The following is a 19,484-nucleotide window of genomic DNA, read 5'->3' as shown; positions in this document are numbered from 1 at the left end:
GGCTTTTTCATGGGCGAGCGGGCGACGCTCAGGCGCGCGCCGGCGACACGACGCCGTAGATTTCCGCGTCGTCTTCCTCGCGCAGCTGGCGCGCCAGCTGGTGTGCCTCGCGGCGCGACGCGACGGCCGGCGGCGAGCCCTTGAGCGGCTGGCGTGCGGTTTCGGCGAGTGCGACGACCGACACGATGCCGATCACGGCCGCGCCCATCATGTAGTACGCGGGCATCATCAGGTTGTGGGTCACGTCGACGAGCCACGCGGTGACGAGCGGCGTCGTGCCGCCGAACAGCGACACCGACACGTTGAAGCCGATCGCGAGCGCGCCGTAGCGGATCTCGGTCGGGAACAGCGCCGGCAGCGCCGACGGCATCACGCCGGTGAAGCACGACAGCAGCACGCCGAGGATCAGCAGGCCGCCGAACACCGACGCGGTGGTGCCCGCATGAATCAGCATCATCGACGGAATCGACAGCGCGAGCAGGCCGACGCAGCCGGCCAGCATCACGGGCTTGCGGCCGACCTTGTCCGACAGGCGGCCGGCGGCGAGCGTCAGCGGCATCATCAGCACCATCACGATCAGCACCAGCACGAGGCTGTGCGACTCGTCGAAGTGCAGCGTCGACGACATGAAGCTCGGCAGGTACGACAGCACCATGTAGTCGGTCACGTTGAAGATCAGCACGAGGCCGACGCAGAGCAGCAGCGCGCGCCAGTTGCGCATCAGCGTCTCGCGGAAGCGCGCTTTCGGCACGGCCTTGTCCTGCGCTTCGCGCTCCTCGGCCTGGCGCTTGAACGCCGGCGTTTCCTCGAGCTTCATCCGGATGTACAGGCCGATCAGGCCGAGCGGGCCCGCGATCAGGAACGGCACGCGCCAGCCCCACGACAGCAGCGCTTCCTGCGACAGCGACGCGGTGAGCAGCGCGACGACGCCGGCGCCCATCACATAGCCGATCAGCGTGCCGAACTCGAGGAAGCTGCCCATGAAGCCGCGGCGCTTGTCGGTCGAGAACTCGGCGATGAAGGTGGCGGCGCCGCCATATTCGCCGCCGGTCGAGAAGCCCTGCACGAGGCGGGCGACGAGCAGCAGCACGGGCGCCATGATGCCGATCGACGCGTAGCTGGGGATCAGGCCGATCGCGAAGGTGCCGACGGCCATCATGATCATGGTGGCGGCGAGTACGCGCTGGCGGCCGATGCGGTCGCCAAGCGGGCCGAACACCATGCCGCCGAGCGGGCGCACGAGGAACGCGGCCGCGAACGTGCCGAAGGTCGCGAGCAGCTGCGCGGACGGGCTGCTGGACGGGAAAAACACTTTACCGAGCGTGACGGCGATATAGCTGTAGACGCCGAAGTCGAACCATTCCATCGCATTGCCGATGGCCATCGCGCTGACGGCGCGCTTGAGCAGGCTCTGGTCGACGACGGTAATGTCGTCCGCGGCGAGCGGAGCCTCGCCGGACGACGTGGAGGAAGAAGCAGCGGTCGGGCTGACGTGTGTTGCGGTCAAGGTCATGCACTCCTTTGACTGCGCCGGAACGGGCGGGCCGTCCGACACGGTTTGCCGGCGAGCGCGATGTCGTGTGCTGCGCGTCGGGGCAGGCCATTTAAGCGCTTACTGCACATGAGGCGGTAAAGGGCCGTAAGGGACTGCTTCGACGCGGGCCCGATGGGCCGTCGCGACGGTGCGCTCATGAAGAATGGGCCGCGTGATGCGAGCGGCAGATGCCGGCGCGGACGGAGTCCGGCGTTCCGGCAAGCGCCCCGGAGGGGCAACGAAACGAGAAAAGCGGGCCTGTCGGGCGGGCTTTCCTGTGGATGCAATTTCGGTCGAAGCACCGGCCCGCAATGCGCGGACGGACTTCTTGCGAAATCGAATAGACAGAGATTGAATGTTGAAACAGGCGACATGATAGCACGATGACAGACGATCGTGCAAATTGCCCGGAATCCCCCGTCTGGCGGCGGTTTCGGCGGGGCCGGCTCCGGTATGATCGGCGGCGCGCGGCGGGGTCGCGCGGCCCGCCGGATGGGGGCCGAATTTGCGAGGAACCGGATGACCGAACTGATCAGGATTGCGGCGTTGTTCGCCGTCACTGCACTGGCCGAGATCGTCGGCTGCTACCTGCCGTGGCTCGTGCTGAAAGGGGGAAGGCCTGTCTGGCTGCTGGTGCCGGCCGCGCTGTCGCTCGCGTTGTTCGCGTGGCTGCTGACGCTCCACCCGAGCGCGGCGGGGCGCACGTATGCGGCGTACGGCGGCGTGTATATCGCGGTGGCGCTGATCTGGCTGCGGGCGGTCGACGGCATCGCGCTGACCCGCTGGGATGTGGCGGGCGCGATGCTCGCGCTCGGCGGGATGGCCGTCATCGCACTGCAGCCGCGCGCTTGAGCGCGGCTGCAGGCACGGCTTCGGCGCGTGAGGCGCCGCGTCAGGCGGCTTCGGCGGCGTCCGCGTCGGCGGACTTGCGCCATACGCAGGCGCCCTTGACCGACTTGTCGAGTTCGTCGAGCTGGGCCTGGTGAGCGGCCAGTTCGTCGTCGCTCGCCGCGAGCACCGGCAGCTCGAGCGACGCGAGCGCCACGCGCTGGCCGTTCGCCGCGCCGCCGTCGGCGCCTGTGTCGTCGAGCATGTCGATCACGAGGCTGTCCTGGCCGCGCGTCATCGCGAGATAGACTTCGGCGAGCAGCTCTGAGTCGAGCAGTGCGCCGTGCAGCGTGCGGTGCGCGTTGCTGATGCCGAACCGGTCGCACAGCGCGTCGAGCGAATTGCGCTTGCCCGGGAACATCTGCTTGGCCTGCACGAGCGTGTCGATCACGCCGCCGCAATGCTCGGTGAACGGCGGCAGGTCGAGCCGCGCGAATTCTGCGTCGAGGAACCCGAGGTCGAACGGCGCGTTATGGATGATCAGCTCGGCGTCCTTCACGAAGTCGCGGATCTGGTCGACGACTTCCGCGAACTTCGGCTTGTCGCTCAGGAATTCGGTCGTGAGGCCGTGCACGGCCAGCGCGCCCGGATCGCTGTCGCGCTCGGGGTTCACGTAGATGTGCAGGTTGTTGCCGGTGAGCCGCCGGTTCAGCAGCTCGACGCAGCCGATTTCGATCAGGCGGTCGCCCGTGCGGGGGTTCAGGCCGGTGGTTTCGGTATCGAGAATGATCTGGCGCATGTCGGATAAATCGGGAAAGACGGTAGGGCGGCCTGCGTTCAGGCTGCGATTCAGGCCGCGAGCGATGCGACGCCGCGGTTCGCGAGCGCGTCCGCGCGTTCGTTTTCGGGATGGCCCGCATGGCCCTTCACCCAGCGCCACTCGACCTCGTGCTGTGCGACGAGCGCGTCGAGCCGCTTCCACAGGTCGGCGTTCTTCACCGGGGTTTTCGCCGCGGTGACCCAGCCCTTCTTCTTCCAGCCGTGGATCCACTCGCTGATGCCTTTCTGCACGTACTGCGAGTCGGTATGGACGATCACGCGGCACGGCCGCTTCAGCGCCTCGAGCGCGGCGATCACGCCCATCAGCTCCATGCGGTTGTTGGTCGTGTTCGGCTCGCCGCCGAACAGCTCCTTTTCGCGGTCGCCGTAGCGCAGCAGTGCGCCCCAGCCGCCGGGGCCGGGGTTGCCTTTGCAGGCGCCGTCGGTATAGATGTCGATGGTGTCGGTGGTCATGAGTGTTCTTGATGGGTGGTCGGAGTGGCCGCCGGCGTCAGGCCCGGCGCGAGCACGGGCTTCTTCATCTTGATCGGGCCGACGAGACGCATGCCGCGCACGCGCTTGACGGCGGTGACCATGTAGACGGCGCCGAAGATCGGCCACCAGCGGTCGCCGGCGGCTTCCATGAAGCCGTAGCGGGCAAGCCATTTGTCGGTGACGAGCGGCGGTCGGTAGCAGCCGAAGCGGCCGCGCTCGAGATCGAAGCCGAGCAGCTTGATCCAGTCCTTGAGCCGGATGAACGCGATCTGGTCGCGTGCGGCCGGCACGAACGGGCGGTTGGCCATGCGCCCGAACGACTGCCGCATGCCCCACAGGCTCAGCGAATTGAAGCCGGTGATTACGAGCTGGCCTTCCGGCATCAGCACGCGTTCGGCCTCGCGCAGCAGGCGGTGCGGGTCGGACGTGAATTCGAGCGTATGCGGCATCACGATCAGGTCGACGCTCTGCGACTCGAACGGCAGGTCGAGCAGGTCGCACCAGGTCGTGCTGCGATCGGCCGGCGCATGCTCGGGCGCATGCGCCTCGCGCGCCCACGGATACTGGTAGGGCGCGCTCGCGCCGCTCGCCGGGTCGAGCACGAGGCCGCGATACGGCATGCGGTTCTCGCGCAGCGCGTCGAGCTGCGGCAGGCCGAGCTGCAGCGCGTGAAACCCGAAGACGTCGGACACGATCCGGTCGAGCTGCGCCTGCTCCCAGTCCAGCACGTAGCGGCCGGGTGGCGAGTCGGTCCAGGCGGGCCAGTCTATAATTTGACGATCGGACATAACGATGATTGCGTGCCCATGAACGAGCTGGAATATGTGCCGGTGCCGGCATTCGAAGACAACTATATCTGGCTCGTCTCGGACGGCCGCGATGCGATCGCCGTCGATCCGGGTGAAGCCGCGCCGGTACGCCGTGTTCTTGCCGAACGCGGCTGGCGCTTGACCGCTATTTTACTCACGCACCATCACGCCGACCACGTCGGCGGTGTCGCGGCGCTGCGCGATGGCCAACCGGACGATGTGCCGCTGGTCGTTTATGGCCCGGCGGAAGAATCGATCGACGTGGTCACGCGCCCGCTCGCGGGCGGCGATCGCGTGACGCTCGGCGCACCGGCGCTTGCGTTCGACGTGCTCGACGTGCCGGGTCATACGCGCGGCCACATCGCCTATTTCCAGGCGGCCGGGCAGGGCGCGGCCACGCCTCACGTGTTCTGCGGAGATACACTGTTCTCATGCGGTTGCGGCCGGCTGTTCGAAGGCACGCCCGCGCAGATGCTCGCGTCGCTCGACGCGCTCGCGGCGCTGCCCGGCGACACGCGCGTGCATTGCGCACACGAATACACGCTGTCGAACATCCGCTTCGCGCTCGCGTGCGAACCGGGCAATGCGGCGCTCGCCGCCTGGCGCGACGATGCGCAGGCGCTGCGCGCGCGCGGCGTGCCGACGCTGCCCACGACGATCGCGCACGAACGTGCCGTCAACCCGTTCATGCGGTCGGACAGCGCGGCCATCCATGCGACGCTCGAGGCCGAGCTGCACGAAACGGTGCTGGATCGACTGGCGGCATTCACGCTGATGCGCGAGTGGAAAAACCGGTTCCGATGACGATTTCGGGAGGACTCCAAACCTCAGGTGGCGTCTGTAAAAATTGCTGCAAATGTAGGATTTCGCTGAGTTTTCGGTGTTTTTATTGACGTGAAGCACGCACTTCCGTAGTATCGCCAGCAATTTCCAGCCGTCGGAAGCCGAGATTTTCATGCGACTTATATTGAGTGCGATGGTGGTCCTGCTGCTCGCCGCTTGCGCGAGCCAGGCCCCTGTCGCCAACAACGCCGCCGATTCGCAGGCGACGTCCAACTACCTCCGTAAATCAGCCACCGCCAAAGAAACTGTCGACGTCGACAAGCAATCCGTCGGCGACCTGACCAGTGCGGACTCCGATCTCTGGGGCCGTATTCGCCGCGGCTTCCAGATGCCCGACCTGCAGAGCGACCTCGTCGACATGCAGACGACCTGGTACACGCAACGTCCCGATTACGTGCAGCGCATGACCGAGCGCTCGCAGAAGTACCTCTATCACATCGTCGAGGAGCTCGAGGCGCGCCACATGCCGACCGAGCTCGCGCTGCTGCCGTTCATCGAATCCGCGTTCAACCCGCAGGCGCTGTCGGTCGCGAAGGCGGCCGGCATGTGGCAGTTCATGCCGGGCACGGGCCGCACGTACAACCTGAAGCGCAACATGTGGCAGGACGAGCGTCGCGACGTGCTCGCGTCGACGAGCGCCGCGCTCGACTACCTATCGCGCCTGCATGACATGTTCGGCGACTGGTATCTCGCACTGGCCGCGTACAACTGGGGCGAAGGCAACGTGCAGCGCGCGATCGCGCGCAACCAGGCGGCCGGCCTGCCGACCGACTACCAGAGCCTGCGGATGCCGAACGAGACGCGCAACTACGTGCCGAAGCTGCAGGCGGTGAAGAACATCATCGCGAATCCGCAGCAGTTCGGCCTGACGCTGCCGGAGATCCCCAACCACCCGTATTTCGTGACGGTCACGACGGCGCGCGACATCGACGTGGCGGTGGCCGCGAAGCTCGCGAATCTGTCGCTCGACGAGTTCCGCTCGCTGAACCCGTCGTTCGCGAAGCCGGTGATCCTCGGCGCGACCGAGCCGCAGATCCTGCTGCCGTTCGACAACGCGGCGGCGTTCGAGAAGAACCTGAAGGCCTACAACGGCCAGTTGTCGACGTGGACCACCTATACGGTGAGCGAGCGCGCGCGCCCTGCCGCGATCGCCGAGAAGATCGGCGTGGACGCCGACACGCTGATGTCGGTCAACAAGATTCCGGCCGGCATGCGCCTGAAGCCGGGCTCGACGATCGTCGTGCCGCGCGGCGATGACGACGACGAGGACATCAGCGCGGACGTCGCGGAAAACGGCGTGCTCGCGATGGAGCCCGACGTGCCCGACACGCGCAAGATGCTGATCCGCGTGCGCCGCAAGCAGTCGATGGCGGCGATCGCCGGCCGCTACGGCGTGTCGGTCGCGCAGCTGAAGGCATGGAACCGCACGCATCGCGATCTCGCGATGCCGGGCCAGGCGCTCGTGCTGCACGTGCCGGTCGGCCGCGCGGTGCCGGCCGAGCCGGGGCCGGAGCGGATCGCGACGTCGACCGCCGGCGCGCATATCGAGCGCGCGAGCCTGTCCGTCGGCGGCAAGTCGCGCGGCGCGAAGCACGGTGCCGCGAAGCCGGCGGCCCGTGCGGCCAAGGCCGCGCCCGCGAAGGCTGCACCGAAGGCCGCTGCGCACAAGGGCAAGAAGTAACGCGGCCGCGATCGCGGCGCGGCGGCCCGACCGGGCCGCGCGATTGCGTTATCATCCGACGAAACGCGTAGCAACGCCGTCACCGAGGTGACGGCGTTTTCGTTTGTGCGCGGCAGCGCGGCCGCCGCTGCGCGCAGTCACAAGGAGAAGCAATGTCGTCGGTGCAGGTGAGGGTGCTCGCGCTGTTTGCGATCGGATATTTCGTGTCGTACGTGTTCCGCGGCGTCAATCTCGGCTTCGCGCCGTTCGTCACGCACGAGCTCGGGCTGTCGGCCGCCGATCTCGGGCTGCTCACCAGTCTCTATTTCCTCGGCTTCGCCGGCGCGCAGATTCCGGCCGGCGTGCTGCTCGACCATTTCGGCCCGCGCCGCGTGGCGGCCGGGATGCTGCTGTTCGCGGCCGCCGGCGCCGCCGTGTTCGGTATCGCGCACGATCTCGGCACGATGATGGTCGGCCGGCTCCTGATCGGCGTCGGCGTATCGGTGTGTCTCGGCGCGGCGTTCAAGGCGCTCGCGCAGCATTTTCCGGTCGGCCGGCTTCCGCTCGTCAACGGTCTCGTGATGGCGGTCGGCGGCCTGGGTGGTGTCGCGGTCGGCTCGCCGCTGACCTGGCTGCTCGGCGTGACGAGCTGGCGCGTGATCTGCGGCGGCCTCGCGGTGCTGACGATCGTCGTCGCGGCCGCGATCGGCCTCGGTGCGCCGGAAGCCGAGCGGCCGCGTCAGCAGGGCGGGATCGTCAGCCAGTTCAAGGGCACGTGGCACATCCTGGGCAGCCGTGCGTTCTGGAAGATTTCGTCGTTCTCGATCGTCACGCAGGGCGTGTTCTATGCGATGCAGTCGCTGTGGGTCGGCCCGTACCTGCGCGACGTCGCGGGGTTCGATGCGCAGCACGCCGCGCGGCTCGTGTCGGTGCTCGGCTTCGCGATGATGGCGGGCTGCGTCGGCTTCGGCGCGGCGGCGCGCGTGCTCGAGCGCCGCGGGGTGTCCGTCCAGGCATTTTGCGGCATCGGCATGGCGCTGTTCGTCGCCACGCAGGGCGCGATCGTCGCGCGCGTGCCGCTGCCGCCGGCCGTGCTGTGGGCGGCCTACGGGATGTTCGGCGGCGTCGGGATCCTGACCTACGCGGTGCTGGCCGGTCACTTTCCGGCGCATCTGATCGGCCGCGCGAATACGACGCTGACGCTCGTGATCTTCGTGCTGATCTTTGCGTTCCAGATCGGCATCGGCGCGGTGCTGTCGCACTGGCCGGCCGTCGACGGCCATTACCCGGCCGCCGCGCACGTTACCGCATGGAGCGTGCTGCTCGCGCTGCAGCTCGCGAGCGCGGTCTGGTGCGTGTGGCCCGCGCGCAGCGCTGGCAAGCACGTTGATCCGGCGGTACGCTGACGGGTAGGGCGGCTGCGGAAACGGGGCCGCAGCAACGAGTGTCGTGCGCGACCGCGCGCCGTCACGCGCGCCGCATGCACGATCGGACGGCCATATCGATTGAAGATAAGGCCATTTTCGGGCTATAATTTGAAAGTTTGTGCTGATCAACCTCGCACCCTAGCGCCTACCTCACTCATCCCGTTCATCCGCCGCACGCCGCCTGTCGGGCGATGCCGCGAAGCCTCGTGCGCCACGCGCCGGGTTCGCGTCTCGACAACGCAGGTCGCGTCCAGCTAGCGATTCCGCGCGCCTACGCAGCGCGGCGCTCGCGCGGCAGGGTAAACAGGTCGGCAGCAGGGTGTTCCCCAAGGAGCCTCCCGTGTTGCCGTCTTTTTCTCCCGCCTTGCTTGCACTCGCCGACGGCACGGTCTTTCGTGGTTATTCGATCGGGGCCGAAGGCCACACGATCGGTGAAGTCGTGTTCAACACCGCGATTACCGGCTATCAGGAAATCCTGACCGATCCGAGCTACGCGCGTCAGATCGTCACGCTCACCTACCCGCATATCGGCAACGTCGGCGTCAACGCCGAAGACGTCGAAGCCACGAAAGTCCATGCCGCCGGCCTGATCATCCGTGATCTGCCGACGCTCGCATCGAACTTCCGCATGGACCGCACGCTCGGCGATTACCTGCGCGACGAAGGCGTCGTCGCGATCGCCGGCATCGATACCCGCAAGCTGACCCGGATCCTGCGCGACAAGGGCGCGCAGAGCGGCTGCATCCTGGCCGGCTCGGACGACGAGGCGAAGGCGATCGAGCTCGCGCGCTCGTTCGCGGGCCTCGCGGGCATGGATCTCGCGAAGGTCGTATCGACCACCAAGCCGTTCGAGTGGAAGCAGACCGAATGGCGCCTCGGCAGCGGCTACGGCATGCAGGAAGCGCCGAAGTACCGCGTCGTCGCGTATGACTTCGGCGTCAAGTACAACATCCTGCGCATGCTCGCGGAGCGCGGTTGCCACGTGACGGTGCTGCCGGCACAAGCGAGCGCGGAAGATGCGCTCGCGCTGAATCCGGACGGCATCTTCCTGTCGAACGGCCCCGGCGATCCGGAACCGTGCGACTACGCGATCGCGGCCACGAAGCAGTTCATCGAGCGTGGCGTGCCGACCTTCGGCATCTGCCTCGGCCACCAGATCATGGGCCTCGCGGTCGGCGCGAAGACGCTCAAGATGAAGACGGGCCACCACGGCGCGAACCACCCGGTGAAGGATCTCGGCGACGGTCGCGTGGTGATCACGTCGCAGAACCACGGCTTCGCGGTCGACGCGGATTCGCTGCCGGCCAACGCGCGCGTGACGCACGTGTCGCTGTTCGACGGCACGCTGCAGGGCTTCGAGCTGACCGACAAGCCGGCATTCTGCTTCCAGGGCCACCCGGAAGCGTCGCCCGGCCCGCACGACATCGGCTATCTGTTCGACCGTTTCACCGCACTGATGGACGCGGCGAAGCAGCGCAACGCCTGACGCAACTGAAGCAACCGAAGAACGGGAGATTCGCATCATGTTCGGCCACGCACTCGGCATCACGGATATCTGGACCTACGTGTTCGGCGTGATCTTCATCATCCTGCTGCCGGGGCCGAACTCGATGTACGTGCTGTCGCTCGCGGCGCAGCGCGGCGTGAAGGCCGGCTATCGCGCGGCCTGCGGCGTGTTCGTCGGCGATACGGTGCTGATGGTGCTGTCCGCCGCGGGCGTCGCGTCGCTCCTGAAGGCGAACCCGCTGCTGTTCTCCGTCGTCAAGTACGGCGGCGCCGCGTATCTGCTCTACATCGGCTCCGGCATGCTGCGCAGCGCGTGGCAGAAGCTGCGCGCGCGCAGCGATGCCCCGGCTGACGCGCCGCAGGCGGTCGACGGCGAGCGGCCGTTCCGCAAGGCGCTGATCGTGAGCCTCCTGAATCCGAAGGCGATCCTGTTCTTCATCTCGTTCTTCATCCAGTTCGTCGACCCGGCATTCCCGCATCCCGCGCTGTCGTTCGTCGTGCTCGGGGCGATCGCGCAATGCGCGAGCTTCCTGTACCTGAGCACGCTGATCTTCGCGGGCGCACGGCTCGCCGAGCATTTCCGCCGCCGCCGCAGGCTCGCGGCGGGCGCGGCGAGCAGCGTGGGCGGCCTGTTCATCGGTTTCTCGGTGAAGCTCGCGCTCGCCACCATGAGCTGAGCGCGGCCTGCCGACCGACGACAACGCCACGACAAAGATTACTTACTGAATTCACAAGCCATGCCAAAACGCACAGACATCAAAAGCATCCTCATCATCGGCGCCGGCCCGATCATCATCGGCCAGGCTTGCGAGTTCGACTATTCGGGCGCGCAGGCTTGCAAGGCGCTGCGTGAAGAGGGCTACAAGGTCGTCCTCGTGAACAGCAACCCGGCGACGATCATGACCGACCCGAACACGGCCGACGTTACGTACATCGAGCCGATCACGTGGGAAGTGGTCGCACGCATCATCGAGAAGGAGCGCCCGGACGCGATCCTGCCGACGATGGGCGGCCAGACCGCGCTGAACTGCGCGCTCGACCTGCACCACCACGGCGTGCTCGAGAAGTTCGGCGTCGAGCTGATCGGCGCGTCGCCGGAAGCGATCGACAAGGCGGAAGACCGCCAGAAATTCAAGGAAGCGATGACCAAGATCGGTCTCGGTTCCGCGAAGTCGGGCATCGCGCACTCGATGGAAGAAGCGACCCAGGTGCACGCCGAGATCATGGCCGGCACCGGCGGCAGCGGTTACCCGGTCGTGATCCGTCCGTCGTTCACGCTCGGCGGCTCGGGCGGCGGCATCGCATACAACCGCGAAGAATTCGAAGAGATCTGCAAGCGCGGCCTCGACCTGTCGCCGACGCGCGAACTGCTGATCGAGGAATCGCTGCTCGGCTGGAAGGAATACGAGATGGAAGTCGTGCGCGACCGCGCCGACAACTGCATCATCGTGTGCTCGATCGAGAACCTCGACCCGATGGGCGTGCACACCGGCGACTCGATCACGGTCGCGCCGGCGCAGACGCTCACCGACAAGGAATACCAGATCCTGCGTAACGCATCGCTCGCGGTGCTGCGCGAGATCGGCGTCGACACGGGCGGCTCGAACGTGCAGTTCTCGATCAACCCGAAGGACGGCCGCATGGTCGTCATCGAGATGAACCCGCGCGTGTCGCGTTCGTCGGCGCTCGCGTCGAAGGCGACCGGCTTCCCGATCGCGAAGGTCGCGGCGAAGCTGGCGGTCGGCTACACGCTCGACGAGCTGAAGAACGAAATCACCGGCGGCCAGACGCCGGCGTCGTTCGAGCCGACGATCGACTACGTCGTCACGAAGATCCCGCGTTTCGCGTTCGAGAAGTTCCGCGAAGCCGATTCGCGCCTGACCACGCAGATGAAGTCGGTCGGTGAAGTGATGGCGATCGGCCGCACGTTCCAGGAATCGTTCCAGAAGGCGCTGCGCGGCCTCGAAGTCGGCGTCGACGGTCTCGACGAGAAGTCGACCGACCGCGACGAGATCGCGATCGAGATCCACGAGCCGGGCCCGGACCGCATCTGGTACGTCGGCGATGCGTTCCGCATCGGCATGACGGCCGAGGAAATCTTCGCGGAAACCGCGATCGACCCGTGGTTCCTCGAGCAGATCGAGCAGATCATCCTGAAGGAAAAGGCGCTCGCGGGCCGCACGCTCGCGTCGCTGACGTTCGACGAGTTGCGCTTCCTGAAGCAGAGCGGCTTCTCCGACCGCCGCCTCGCGAAGCTGCTCGGCACGACGCCGGAAGACGTCCGTCGCCGCCGCATCGAACTGAACGTGCGCCCGGTCTACAAGCGCGTCGACACCTGCGCGGCCGAGTTCGCGACCAAGACGGCCTACATGTACTCGACCTACGAGGAAGAGTGCGAGGCGCAGCCGACCACCAACAAGAAGATCATGGTGCTGGGCGGCGGCCCGAACCGGATCGGCCAGGGCATCGAGTTCGACTACTGCTGCGTGCACGCGGCCCTCGCGATGCGCGAGGACGGCTACGAAACGATCATGGTCAACTGCAATCCGGAAACGGTGTCGACCGACTACGACACGTCCGACCGCCTGTACTTCGAGCCGCTGACGCTGGAAGACGTGCTCGAGATCGTCGACAAGGAAAAGCCGGTCGGCGTGATCGTCCAGTACGGCGGCCAGACGCCGCTGAAGCTCGCGCTCGACCTCGAGGCGCACGGCGTGCCGATCGTCGGCACGTCGCCGGACATGATCGACGCGGCCGAAGACCGCGAACGCTTCCAGAAGCTGCTGCAGGACCTCGGCCTGCGCCAGCCGCCGAACCGCACCGCGCGCGCCGAAGACGAAGCGCTCGCGCTGGCGGCCGAAATCGGCTACCCGCTCGTCGTGCGTCCGTCGTACGTGCTGGGCGGCCGTGCGATGGAAATCGTCCACGAGCCGCGCGACCTCGAGCGCTACATGCGCGAGGCCGTGAAGGTGTCGAACGATTCGCCGGTGCTGCTCGACCGCTTCCTGAACGACGCGATCGAATGCGACGTCGACTGCATCTGCGACGGCGAGTCGGTGTTCATCGGCGGCGTGATGGAGCACATCGAGCAGGCGGGCGTCCACTCGGGCGACTCGGCATGCTCGCTGCCGCCGTACTCGCTGTCGAAGGAAACCGTGGCCGAGCTGAAGCGCCAGACGGGCGCGATGGCGAAGGCGCTGAACGTGGTCGGCCTGATGAACGTGCAGTTCGCGATCCAGCAGGTGCCGCAGGCGGACGGTTCGAAGCAGGACATCATCTACGTGCTCGAAGTGAACCCGCGCGCGTCGCGCACGGTGCCGTACGTGTCGAAGGCGACCAGCCTGCCGCTCGCGAAGATCGCGGCGCGCGCGATGGTCGGCCAGAAGCTCGCGCAGCAGGGCGTGACGAAGGAAGTCGAGCCGCCGTACTTCAGCGTGAAGGAAGCGGTGTTCCCGTTCGTCAAGTTCCCGACCGTCGATCCGGTCCTCGGGCCTGAAATGCGTTCGACCGGCGAAGTGATGGGCGTCGGCCAGACCTTCGGCGAAGCGCTGTTCAAGTCGCAGCTCGCGGCCGGTTCGCGCCTGCCGGAGTCGGGCACGGTGCTGCTCACCGTGATGGACGCCGACAAGCCGAAGGCGGTCGAAGTCGCGCGCATGCTGCACGACCTCGGCTACCCGATCGTCGCGACCAAGGGCACGGCTGCCGCGATCGAAGCGGCCGGCGTGCCGGTGAAGGTCGTGAACAAGGTGAAGGACGGCCGTCCGCACATCGTCGACATGATCAAGAACGGCGAGATCGCACTCGTGTTCACGACGGTCGACGAGACGCGCCAGGCGATCGCCGATTCGCGTTCGATCCGCATGAGCGCGCAGGCGCACAAGGTCACGTACTACACGACGATGTCCGGCGCGCGCGCGGCCGTCGAAGGCCTGCGCTACCTGAAGGATCTGGAAGTCTATGATTTACAAGGTCTTCACGCTCGCCTAAACTAAGCAGTCAGTTACCTGTCGAAGCAACACGTGCCGCGATTAAGCGGTGTTTCCGGTTCACCGGAAATACGTTTAATCGCGGTGATTTTTTTTATAGCCGTTTTTAGCGATTGAGCCGTTTATGAGCACCATTCCGTTGACAAAGCGTGGCGCAGAGCAACTGCGCGATGAATTGCAGCGCCTCAAGTCCGTCGAGCGGCCGGCCGTGATCAACGCGATCGCGGAGGCTCGCGCACAGGGCGATCTGTCCGAAAACGCCGAATACGACGCTGCGAAAGAAAAACAGGGCTTCATCGAGGGTCGCATCGCGGAAATCGAATCGAAGCTGTCGGCCGCGCAGGTCATCGATCCCACCGTGCTCGACGCCGAAGGCCGCGTGGTCTTCGCATCGACGGTCGAACTCGAGGATCTCGAGTCCGGCGACACCGTCAAGTACCAGATCGTCGGCGACGACGAAGCCGATATCGATCACGGCCTGATCTCGGTCAGCTCGCCGATCGCGCGCGCGCTGATCGGCAAGTCCGAAGGCGACGTCGCGGCCGTGCAGGCGCCGAGCGGCGTGCGCGAGTACGAAATCATCTCGGTCAGCTATATCTGAAGCGGGGCGACGTGATGCCGCATCGCGTGTTCCGTCTGCTGTCGGCCGTGTGGGTCGGCAGCCTGCTGACGATCGGGTATGCGGTCGCGCCCGTGCTGTTCCGGACGCTGGAGCGGATGACGGCCGGCTCGGTCGCCGCCCAGCTGTTCCGCATCGAGGCGATCCTCGGTGTGGTATGCGGCGTGCTGCTGCTCGCGCTGTCGAACCAGCAGGTGCGGCGCGGCAGCGGCGATTATCGTCGCGTGCGCTGGATCGTCGCGGCGATGGTCGCGTGCGTGCTGGTCGGGTATTTTGCGTTGCAGCCGTTCATGAACGCGCTGCGGGTGGCCGCGATGGAGGCGGGCACCGATATCGCGAACTCGCCGTATGCGAGCCGCTTCGGGATGCTGCACGGCGTCTCGAGCCTGTTCTATCTCGTCGAGAGCGTGCTGGGGCTGATGCTGATCTGGCGTCTGCCGGCGCAAGACGCCTGAATGGCCTGAGCGCCGCGCGGGCAACGCGGCACGGGGTGCCCCGTGCCGCGCGGCGGGATTACTTGCCCTGGTGCGGCCGCTTCGTGCTGGCCTGACGCTTTTTCGCGCGCTTCACCGTGCCGCCTGCCGTCACGCGCTCGTTGCCGCGCACCGTGACCTTCACCGGCCGCGGACGGCGCACCGGGCTCGCGTTCGGCGACACCTTGACGACCTTGACGGTGCGCGGTGCACGGCCTTTCTTGTCGTCGACGGCTTCGGCCGCGCTCGGCAGCGCGCCGGCACGACGGCCGCGGGCCGGGGCCGTCACGGCAGCCTCGGGCTTCCAGATCACCAGCAGCTTGCCGATGTGCTGGATCGGCGCCGCGTTCAGGCGGTCGCAGATCTCGTCGTAAATGGCGACGCGCTCGTCGCGCTCGTCACCGAACACACGGATCTTGATCAACTGGTGCGCAGCGAGGTGCACCTTGATTTCCTTCAGCACGGCGTCGGTGAGCCCTTCGGCGCCGATCAGCACGACGGGCTTGAGCGCATGGGCCTGGGAGCGCAGCGCGGAGCGCTCGGCGGGGGAAAGCGAAAGGGCGGGCATGGAAATGTCGAAATCTAAATAGGGGCGCGCTGCGTCAGAAGCGAATCGCGGGAAGTTACCGCATCAGCCGCGCGCCGAAACCACGTAAAATCGCGGCTTGGGCCCGGAAGGGGCCGCAGCCGCGCGAAGAAGACGCGTATTATCCGCCAAAAGCACGGCTTCACGAAGCAAATAGCAGCAATCTCTCTCTCGAATGGCAAAAAACCGCTTTAACCAGCACTGGCTGCACGACCACATCAACGACCCGTACGTCAAAATGGCGCAGCGGGAGGGCTATCGCGCGCGCGCCGCGTACAAGCTGAAGGAAATCGACGAGCAGGACAAGCTGATCCGTCCGGGCCAGGTGATCGTCGACCTCGGCGCGACGCCGGGCAGCTGGAGCCAGTATGCCCGCAACAAGCTCGCGCAGGGCAAGAAGCGCGACGCGGAGCGCGAAGGCGGCATCGACGGCACGATCGTGGCGCTCGACATCCTGCCGATGGAGCCGATCGCCGACGTCCACTTCCTGCAGGGCGATTTCCGCGAGGACGACGTCCTCCACCGGCTCGAAGAAGTGCTCGAAGGTCGCGCGGTGGACCTTGTTATTTCCGACATGGCCCCCAACCTCTCCGGCGTGGCCTCGGCGGACGCGGCGCGCATCGAGCATCTGTGCGATCTGGCGCTCGAATTCGCGCAGAATCATCTGAAGCCGGACGGTGCGCTGCTCGTGAAGTGCTTTCACGGCAGCGGCTACAGCCAGATCGTCGAAAAGTTCAAACAGCAGTTTAAGACTGTCGCGCCGCGCAAGCCGAAGGCGTCCCGCGACAAATCGTCCGAAACGTTCATTTTGGGTCGGCATCTGAAGCATCCGCGCTGACGCGCAGCGGCGTGCCGCAAACGGGCTCCGGCCCTTGCCAGACAAGCGAAGCGCTATCGCGGCGGTTGTCAATCCTTATGGCAGGGGTGGTCGGACTGGATTAGAATGACCGAGGAGCGCCGCAAGGAAAATGTAGGCGCTCGTCTACGAGTGAAGGAGTGGTGCTTTGAACAACAATATGTTTTCGAAGGCAGCAGTGTGGCTGGTGATCGCACTGGTGCTGTTTACGGTGTTCAAGCAGTTCGACAAGCCCCGCGTCCAGGAAGGTGTGTCCTATTCGCAGTTCATGGACGACGCCAAGAACGGCAAGGTCAAGAACGTCATCGTTCAGGGGCGCAACCTCACCGTCACTCCGGCTGATGGCCAGAAATACCAGATCGTGTCGCCCGGCGACATCTGGATGGTCGGCGATCTGATGAAGTACGGCGTGCAGGTCAGCGGCAAGGCCGACGACGAGCCGAACGCGCTGATGTCCGCGCTGTACTACCTCGGGCCGACGATCCTGATCATCGTGTTCTGGTTCTACATGATGAGGCAGATGCAGGGAGGCGGCAAAGGCGGCGCATTCTCGTTCGGGAAATCGCGCGCGCGGCTGATCGACGAGAACAACAACGCGGTGAACTTCTCCGACGTCGCGGGCTGCGACGAAGCGAAGGAGGAAGTGTCCGAGCTCGTCGACTTCCTGCGCGACCCGCAGAAATTCCAGAAGCTGGGCGGTCGCATTCCGCGCGGCGTGCTGCTCGTCGGCCCTCCGGGTACCGGCAAGACGCTGCTCGCCCGCGCGATCGCCGGTGAAGCGAAGGTGCCGTTCTTCAGCATCTCGGGTTCCGACTTCGTCGAAATGTTCGTCGGCGTCGGCGCGGCCCGTGTGCGCGACATGTTCGAGCAGGCGAAGAAGCACGCGCCGTGCATCGTGTTCATCGACGAAATCGACGCGGTCGGCCGTCATCGCGGCGCCGGCATGGGCGGCGGCAACGACGAGCGCGAGCAGACGCTGAACCAGATGCTGGTCGAGATGGACGGCTTCGAAGCGAACTCGGGCGTGATCGTGATCGCCGCGACCAACCGTTCCGACGTGCTCGACAAGGCGCTGCTGCGTCCGGGTCGTTTCGACCGCCAGGTCTATGTCGGCCTGCCGGACATCCGCGGCCGCGAGCAGATCATGCGCGTGCACCTGCGCAAGGTGCCGATCGCGAACGACGTCGACGCAGCGGTCATCGCGCGCGGCACGCCGGGCTTCTCGGGCGCCGATCTCGCGAACCTCGTGAACGAAGCGGCGCTGTTCGCCGCCCGCCGCGGCAAGCGCATCGTCGAGATGCAGGATTTCGAGGACGCGAAGGACAAGATCTTCATGGGTCCGGAGCGCAAGTCGGCGGTGATTCGCGAGGAAGCGAAGCGCGCCACGGCTTACCACGAGTCGGGCCACGCGGTGATCGCGAAGCTGCTGCCGAAGGCCGATCCGGTACACAAGGTCACGATCATCCCGCGCGGTCGCGCGCTGGGCGTCACGTGGCAGCTGCCGGAGCACGACAACGAGACGTATTCGAAGGATTACCTGCTCGACCGCCTGGCGATCCTGTTCGGCGGCCGCGTGGCCGAGGAGCTGTTCCTGAACCTGATCAGCACCGGCGCGTCGGACGACTTCAACAAGGCGACGCAGACGGCACGCGCGATGGTGGCCCGTTTCGGCATGACCGACGCGCTCGGGCCGATGGTCTACGTCGACGACGAGAGCGACAACGGCCCGTTCGGCCGAGGCTTCACGCGCACGATCTCGGAAGCGACGCAGCAGAAGGTCGACGGCGAAATCCGCCGCGTGCTCGACGAACAGTACGGCCTTGCACGCCGCCTGCTCGAAGAGAACCGCGACAAGGTGGAGGCAATGACGGCCGCGCTGATGGAGTGGGAAACGATCGACGCCGATCAGATCAACGACATCATGGAAGGGCGTCCGCCGCGCTCGCCGAAGAGTTCGCCGGCTGTCGGCGGCGATTCGTCGGGCGGCGGCACCACCGCCGAAGTGAAGCCCGGCAACGCGCCGGCGCCTGCTTCGCCGGCCTGACCTTCGCCGTAGCACCGTTCACGGGCTGGTGTGGCTTCACACCGGCCCGTTTTGCATTCATCAACGCCTCCCGCCCGTGCCCGATTCCGCTGTTTCAGCATCCATTCCCGCGCCGCTGCAGTGCGGCCGTTTCTCCCTGACGTTCGAGCGCCCGCTCGTGATGGGCATTCTGAACGCCACCCCCGATTCGTTCTCCGACGGCGGCCGCTTCCTCGCGCGCGACGATGCGCTGCGCCAGGCCGAGCGGATGATCGCCGAAGGCGTCGACCTGATCGACATCGGTGGCGAGTCGACGCGTCCCGGCGCCCCGCCCGTGCCGCTCGACGAGGAACTCGCGCGCGTGATCCCGCTGGTCGAAGCGTTGCGGCCGCTGAACGTGCCGCTGTCGATCGACACCTACAAGCCGGCCGTGATGCGCGCGGCGCTCGCTGCCGGCGCGGACCTGATCAACGACATCTGGGGTTTCCGTCAGCCGGGCGCGATCGATGCGGTGCGCGAGGGTAACAGCGGGCTGTGCGCGATGCACATGCTCGGCGAGCCGCAGACGATGCAGGTCGGCGAGCCCGATTACGGCGACGTCGTAAGCGACGTGCGCGATTTTCTCGCCGCGCGCGCGCAGGCGCTGCGCGACGCGGGCGTCGCGCCGGAACGGATCTGCGTCGATCCGGGCTTCGGGTTCGGCAAGGCGGTGGTCGACGACAACTACGCGCTGCTGGCCGCGTTGCCGGACACGGCGCCGGCGCGGCCCGACGGGCGCGCGTATCCGATTCTCGCGGGCATGTCGCGCAAGTCGATGCTCGGCGCGGTGATCGGCGGCAAGCCGCCGATGGAACGCGTCGCGGCGAGCGTGGCGGCCGCGTTGTGCGCGCTCGAGCGTGGAGCTGCGATCGTGCGCGTGCACGACGTCGCGGCGACGGTCGATGCGTTGAAGGTCTGGAACGCCGTGCGCGAAGCCGCGCGGCAACGATAAGTCAGAAATCAGAAAGACGAAGGAGGAAG

17 protein-coding genes are annotated in these 19,484 nt (G+C 66.5%); 12 read left to right on the top strand and 5 right to left on the bottom strand.

Going from position 1 to position 19,484, the window contains the following annotated elements:
- Nucleotides 1-28: 28 nt before the first annotated feature.
- Nucleotides 29-1,513: a glycine betaine/L-proline transporter ProP gene (gene proP, locus DID98_RS24140; protein WP_124523557.1), complete on the bottom strand. Its 1,485-nt coding sequence runs from the start codon at nucleotides 1,511-1,513 to the stop codon at nucleotides 29-31.
- Between the two features lie 540 nt (nucleotides 1,514-2,053).
- Here proP and DID98_RS24130 point away from each other — a divergent pair.
- On the top strand, nucleotides 2,054-2,386 hold the full coding sequence (locus DID98_RS24130; RefSeq protein ID WP_044844907.1) for a YnfA family protein: 333 nt from the start codon (nucleotides 2,054-2,056) through the stop codon (nucleotides 2,384-2,386).
- Nucleotides 2,387-2,426: 40 nt separating this feature from the next.
- On the opposite strand, the gene dnaQ is transcribed toward DID98_RS24130, so the two are convergent.
- The 3 genes from dnaQ to DID98_RS24115 are packed head-to-tail and all read right to left on the bottom strand — an operon-like array spanning nucleotide 2,427 to nucleotide 4,464.
- Nucleotides 2,427-3,161, bottom strand: coding sequence for a DNA polymerase III subunit epsilon (gene dnaQ, locus DID98_RS24125; RefSeq protein WP_124571578.1), 735 nt, complete (start codon nucleotides 3,159-3,161; stop codon nucleotides 2,427-2,429).
- 50 nt (nucleotides 3,162-3,211) lie between these two features.
- Nucleotides 3,212-3,655 carry a ribonuclease HI gene (gene rnhA / locus DID98_RS24120; protein ID WP_044844905.1) on the bottom strand — a complete coding sequence of 148 codons (444 nt, stop codon included), beginning with the start codon at nucleotides 3,653-3,655 and terminating at the stop codon, nucleotides 3,212-3,214.
- The gene (locus tag DID98_RS24115; RefSeq protein WP_044844904.1) at nucleotides 3,652-4,464 is read right to left on the bottom strand and encodes a class I SAM-dependent methyltransferase; all 813 of its coding nucleotides are present in this window, start codon (nucleotides 4,462-4,464) and stop codon (nucleotides 3,652-3,654) included. Before DID98_RS24115 ends, rnhA begins: the two co-directional genes overlap by 4 nt.
- Before the next feature lie 18 nt (nucleotides 4,465-4,482).
- On the opposite strand from DID98_RS24115, the gene gloB reads away from it, so the two are divergent.
- The 8 genes from gloB to DID98_RS24070 all read left to right on the top strand — a co-directional run bounded on the left by gloB (nucleotide 4,483) and on the right by DID98_RS24070 (nucleotide 14,981).
- Nucleotides 4,483-5,289: a hydroxyacylglutathione hydrolase gene (gloB, locus tag DID98_RS24110; RefSeq protein WP_124571577.1), complete on the top strand. Its 807-nt coding sequence runs from the start codon at nucleotides 4,483-4,485 to the stop codon at nucleotides 5,287-5,289.
- A gap of 151 nt (nucleotides 5,290-5,440) precedes the next feature.
- Nucleotides 5,441-7,009 (top strand): transglycosylase SLT domain-containing protein, encoded by a 1,569-nt coding sequence (locus DID98_RS24105; protein WP_124487579.1) that lies wholly within the window; start codon nucleotides 5,441-5,443, stop codon nucleotides 7,007-7,009.
- Nucleotides 7,010-7,161: 152 nt separating this feature from the next.
- The gene (locus DID98_RS24100; protein WP_124523552.1) at nucleotides 7,162-8,394 is read left to right on the top strand and encodes a nitrate/nitrite transporter; all 1,233 of its coding nucleotides are present in this window, start codon (nucleotides 7,162-7,164) and stop codon (nucleotides 8,392-8,394) included.
- A gap of 361 nt (nucleotides 8,395-8,755) precedes the next feature.
- Nucleotides 8,756-9,901, top strand: a complete 1,146-nt coding sequence (gene carA / locus DID98_RS24090; protein ID WP_044844900.1) for a glutamine-hydrolyzing carbamoyl-phosphate synthase small subunit — start codon at nucleotides 8,756-8,758, stop codon at nucleotides 9,899-9,901.
- A 37-nt stretch (nucleotides 9,902-9,938) separates the two neighbouring features.
- Entirely contained in the window at nucleotides 9,939-10,598 is a 660-nt protein-coding gene (gene leuE / locus DID98_RS24085) for a leucine efflux protein LeuE (RefSeq protein WP_124487581.1), read from the top strand.
- A 60-nt stretch (nucleotides 10,599-10,658) separates the two neighbouring features.
- Nucleotides 10,659-13,913 carry a carbamoyl-phosphate synthase large subunit gene (carB, locus tag DID98_RS24080; RefSeq protein WP_124571576.1) on the top strand — a complete coding sequence of 1,085 codons (3,255 nt, stop codon included), beginning with the start codon at nucleotides 10,659-10,661 and terminating at the stop codon, nucleotides 13,911-13,913.
- 118 nt (nucleotides 13,914-14,031) lie between these two features.
- The gene (gene greA / locus DID98_RS24075) at nucleotides 14,032-14,508 is read left to right on the top strand and encodes a transcription elongation factor GreA (RefSeq protein WP_021163362.1); all 477 of its coding nucleotides are present in this window, start codon (nucleotides 14,032-14,034) and stop codon (nucleotides 14,506-14,508) included.
- 14 nt (nucleotides 14,509-14,522) lie between these two features.
- Entirely contained in the window at nucleotides 14,523-14,981 is a 459-nt protein-coding gene (locus DID98_RS24070; RefSeq protein WP_044844897.1) for a DUF4149 domain-containing protein, read from the top strand.
- Nucleotides 14,982-15,039: 58 nt separating this feature from the next.
- On the opposite strand, the gene DID98_RS24065 is transcribed toward DID98_RS24070, so the two are convergent.
- A complete protein-coding gene (locus DID98_RS24065; RefSeq protein ID WP_124487583.1) occupies nucleotides 15,040-15,567 on the bottom strand; it encodes a YhbY family RNA-binding protein in 528 nt (175 codons plus the stop codon).
- Between the two features lie 193 nt (nucleotides 15,568-15,760).
- Between DID98_RS24065 and DID98_RS24060 the strand changes: the two genes are divergently transcribed.
- The 3 genes from DID98_RS24060 to folP all read left to right on the top strand — a co-directional run bounded on the left by DID98_RS24060 (nucleotide 15,761) and on the right by folP (nucleotide 19,455).
- A complete protein-coding gene (locus tag DID98_RS24060; protein WP_124487584.1) occupies nucleotides 15,761-16,423 on the top strand; it encodes an RlmE family RNA methyltransferase in 663 nt (220 codons plus the stop codon).
- Between the two features lie 166 nt (nucleotides 16,424-16,589).
- A complete protein-coding gene (gene ftsH, locus DID98_RS24055; protein ID WP_044844894.1) occupies nucleotides 16,590-18,485 on the top strand; it encodes an ATP-dependent zinc metalloprotease FtsH in 1,896 nt (631 codons plus the stop codon).
- A 28-nt stretch (nucleotides 18,486-18,513) separates the two neighbouring features.
- The gene (gene folP / locus DID98_RS24050) at nucleotides 18,514-19,455 is read left to right on the top strand and encodes a dihydropteroate synthase (RefSeq protein WP_044844893.1); all 942 of its coding nucleotides are present in this window, start codon (nucleotides 18,514-18,516) and stop codon (nucleotides 19,453-19,455) included.
- The last annotated feature ends 29 nt before the right edge of the window (nucleotides 19,456-19,484 follow it).

This window comes from Burkholderia sp. Bp8984 (assembly GCF_003853755.1).
In the GTDB taxonomy this organism is placed as follows: domain Bacteria; phylum Pseudomonadota; class Gammaproteobacteria; order Burkholderiales; family Burkholderiaceae; genus Burkholderia.
The sequence above is the reverse complement of the archived record's forward strand: the minus strand, read 5'-3'. Positions and strand labels throughout refer to the sequence as shown.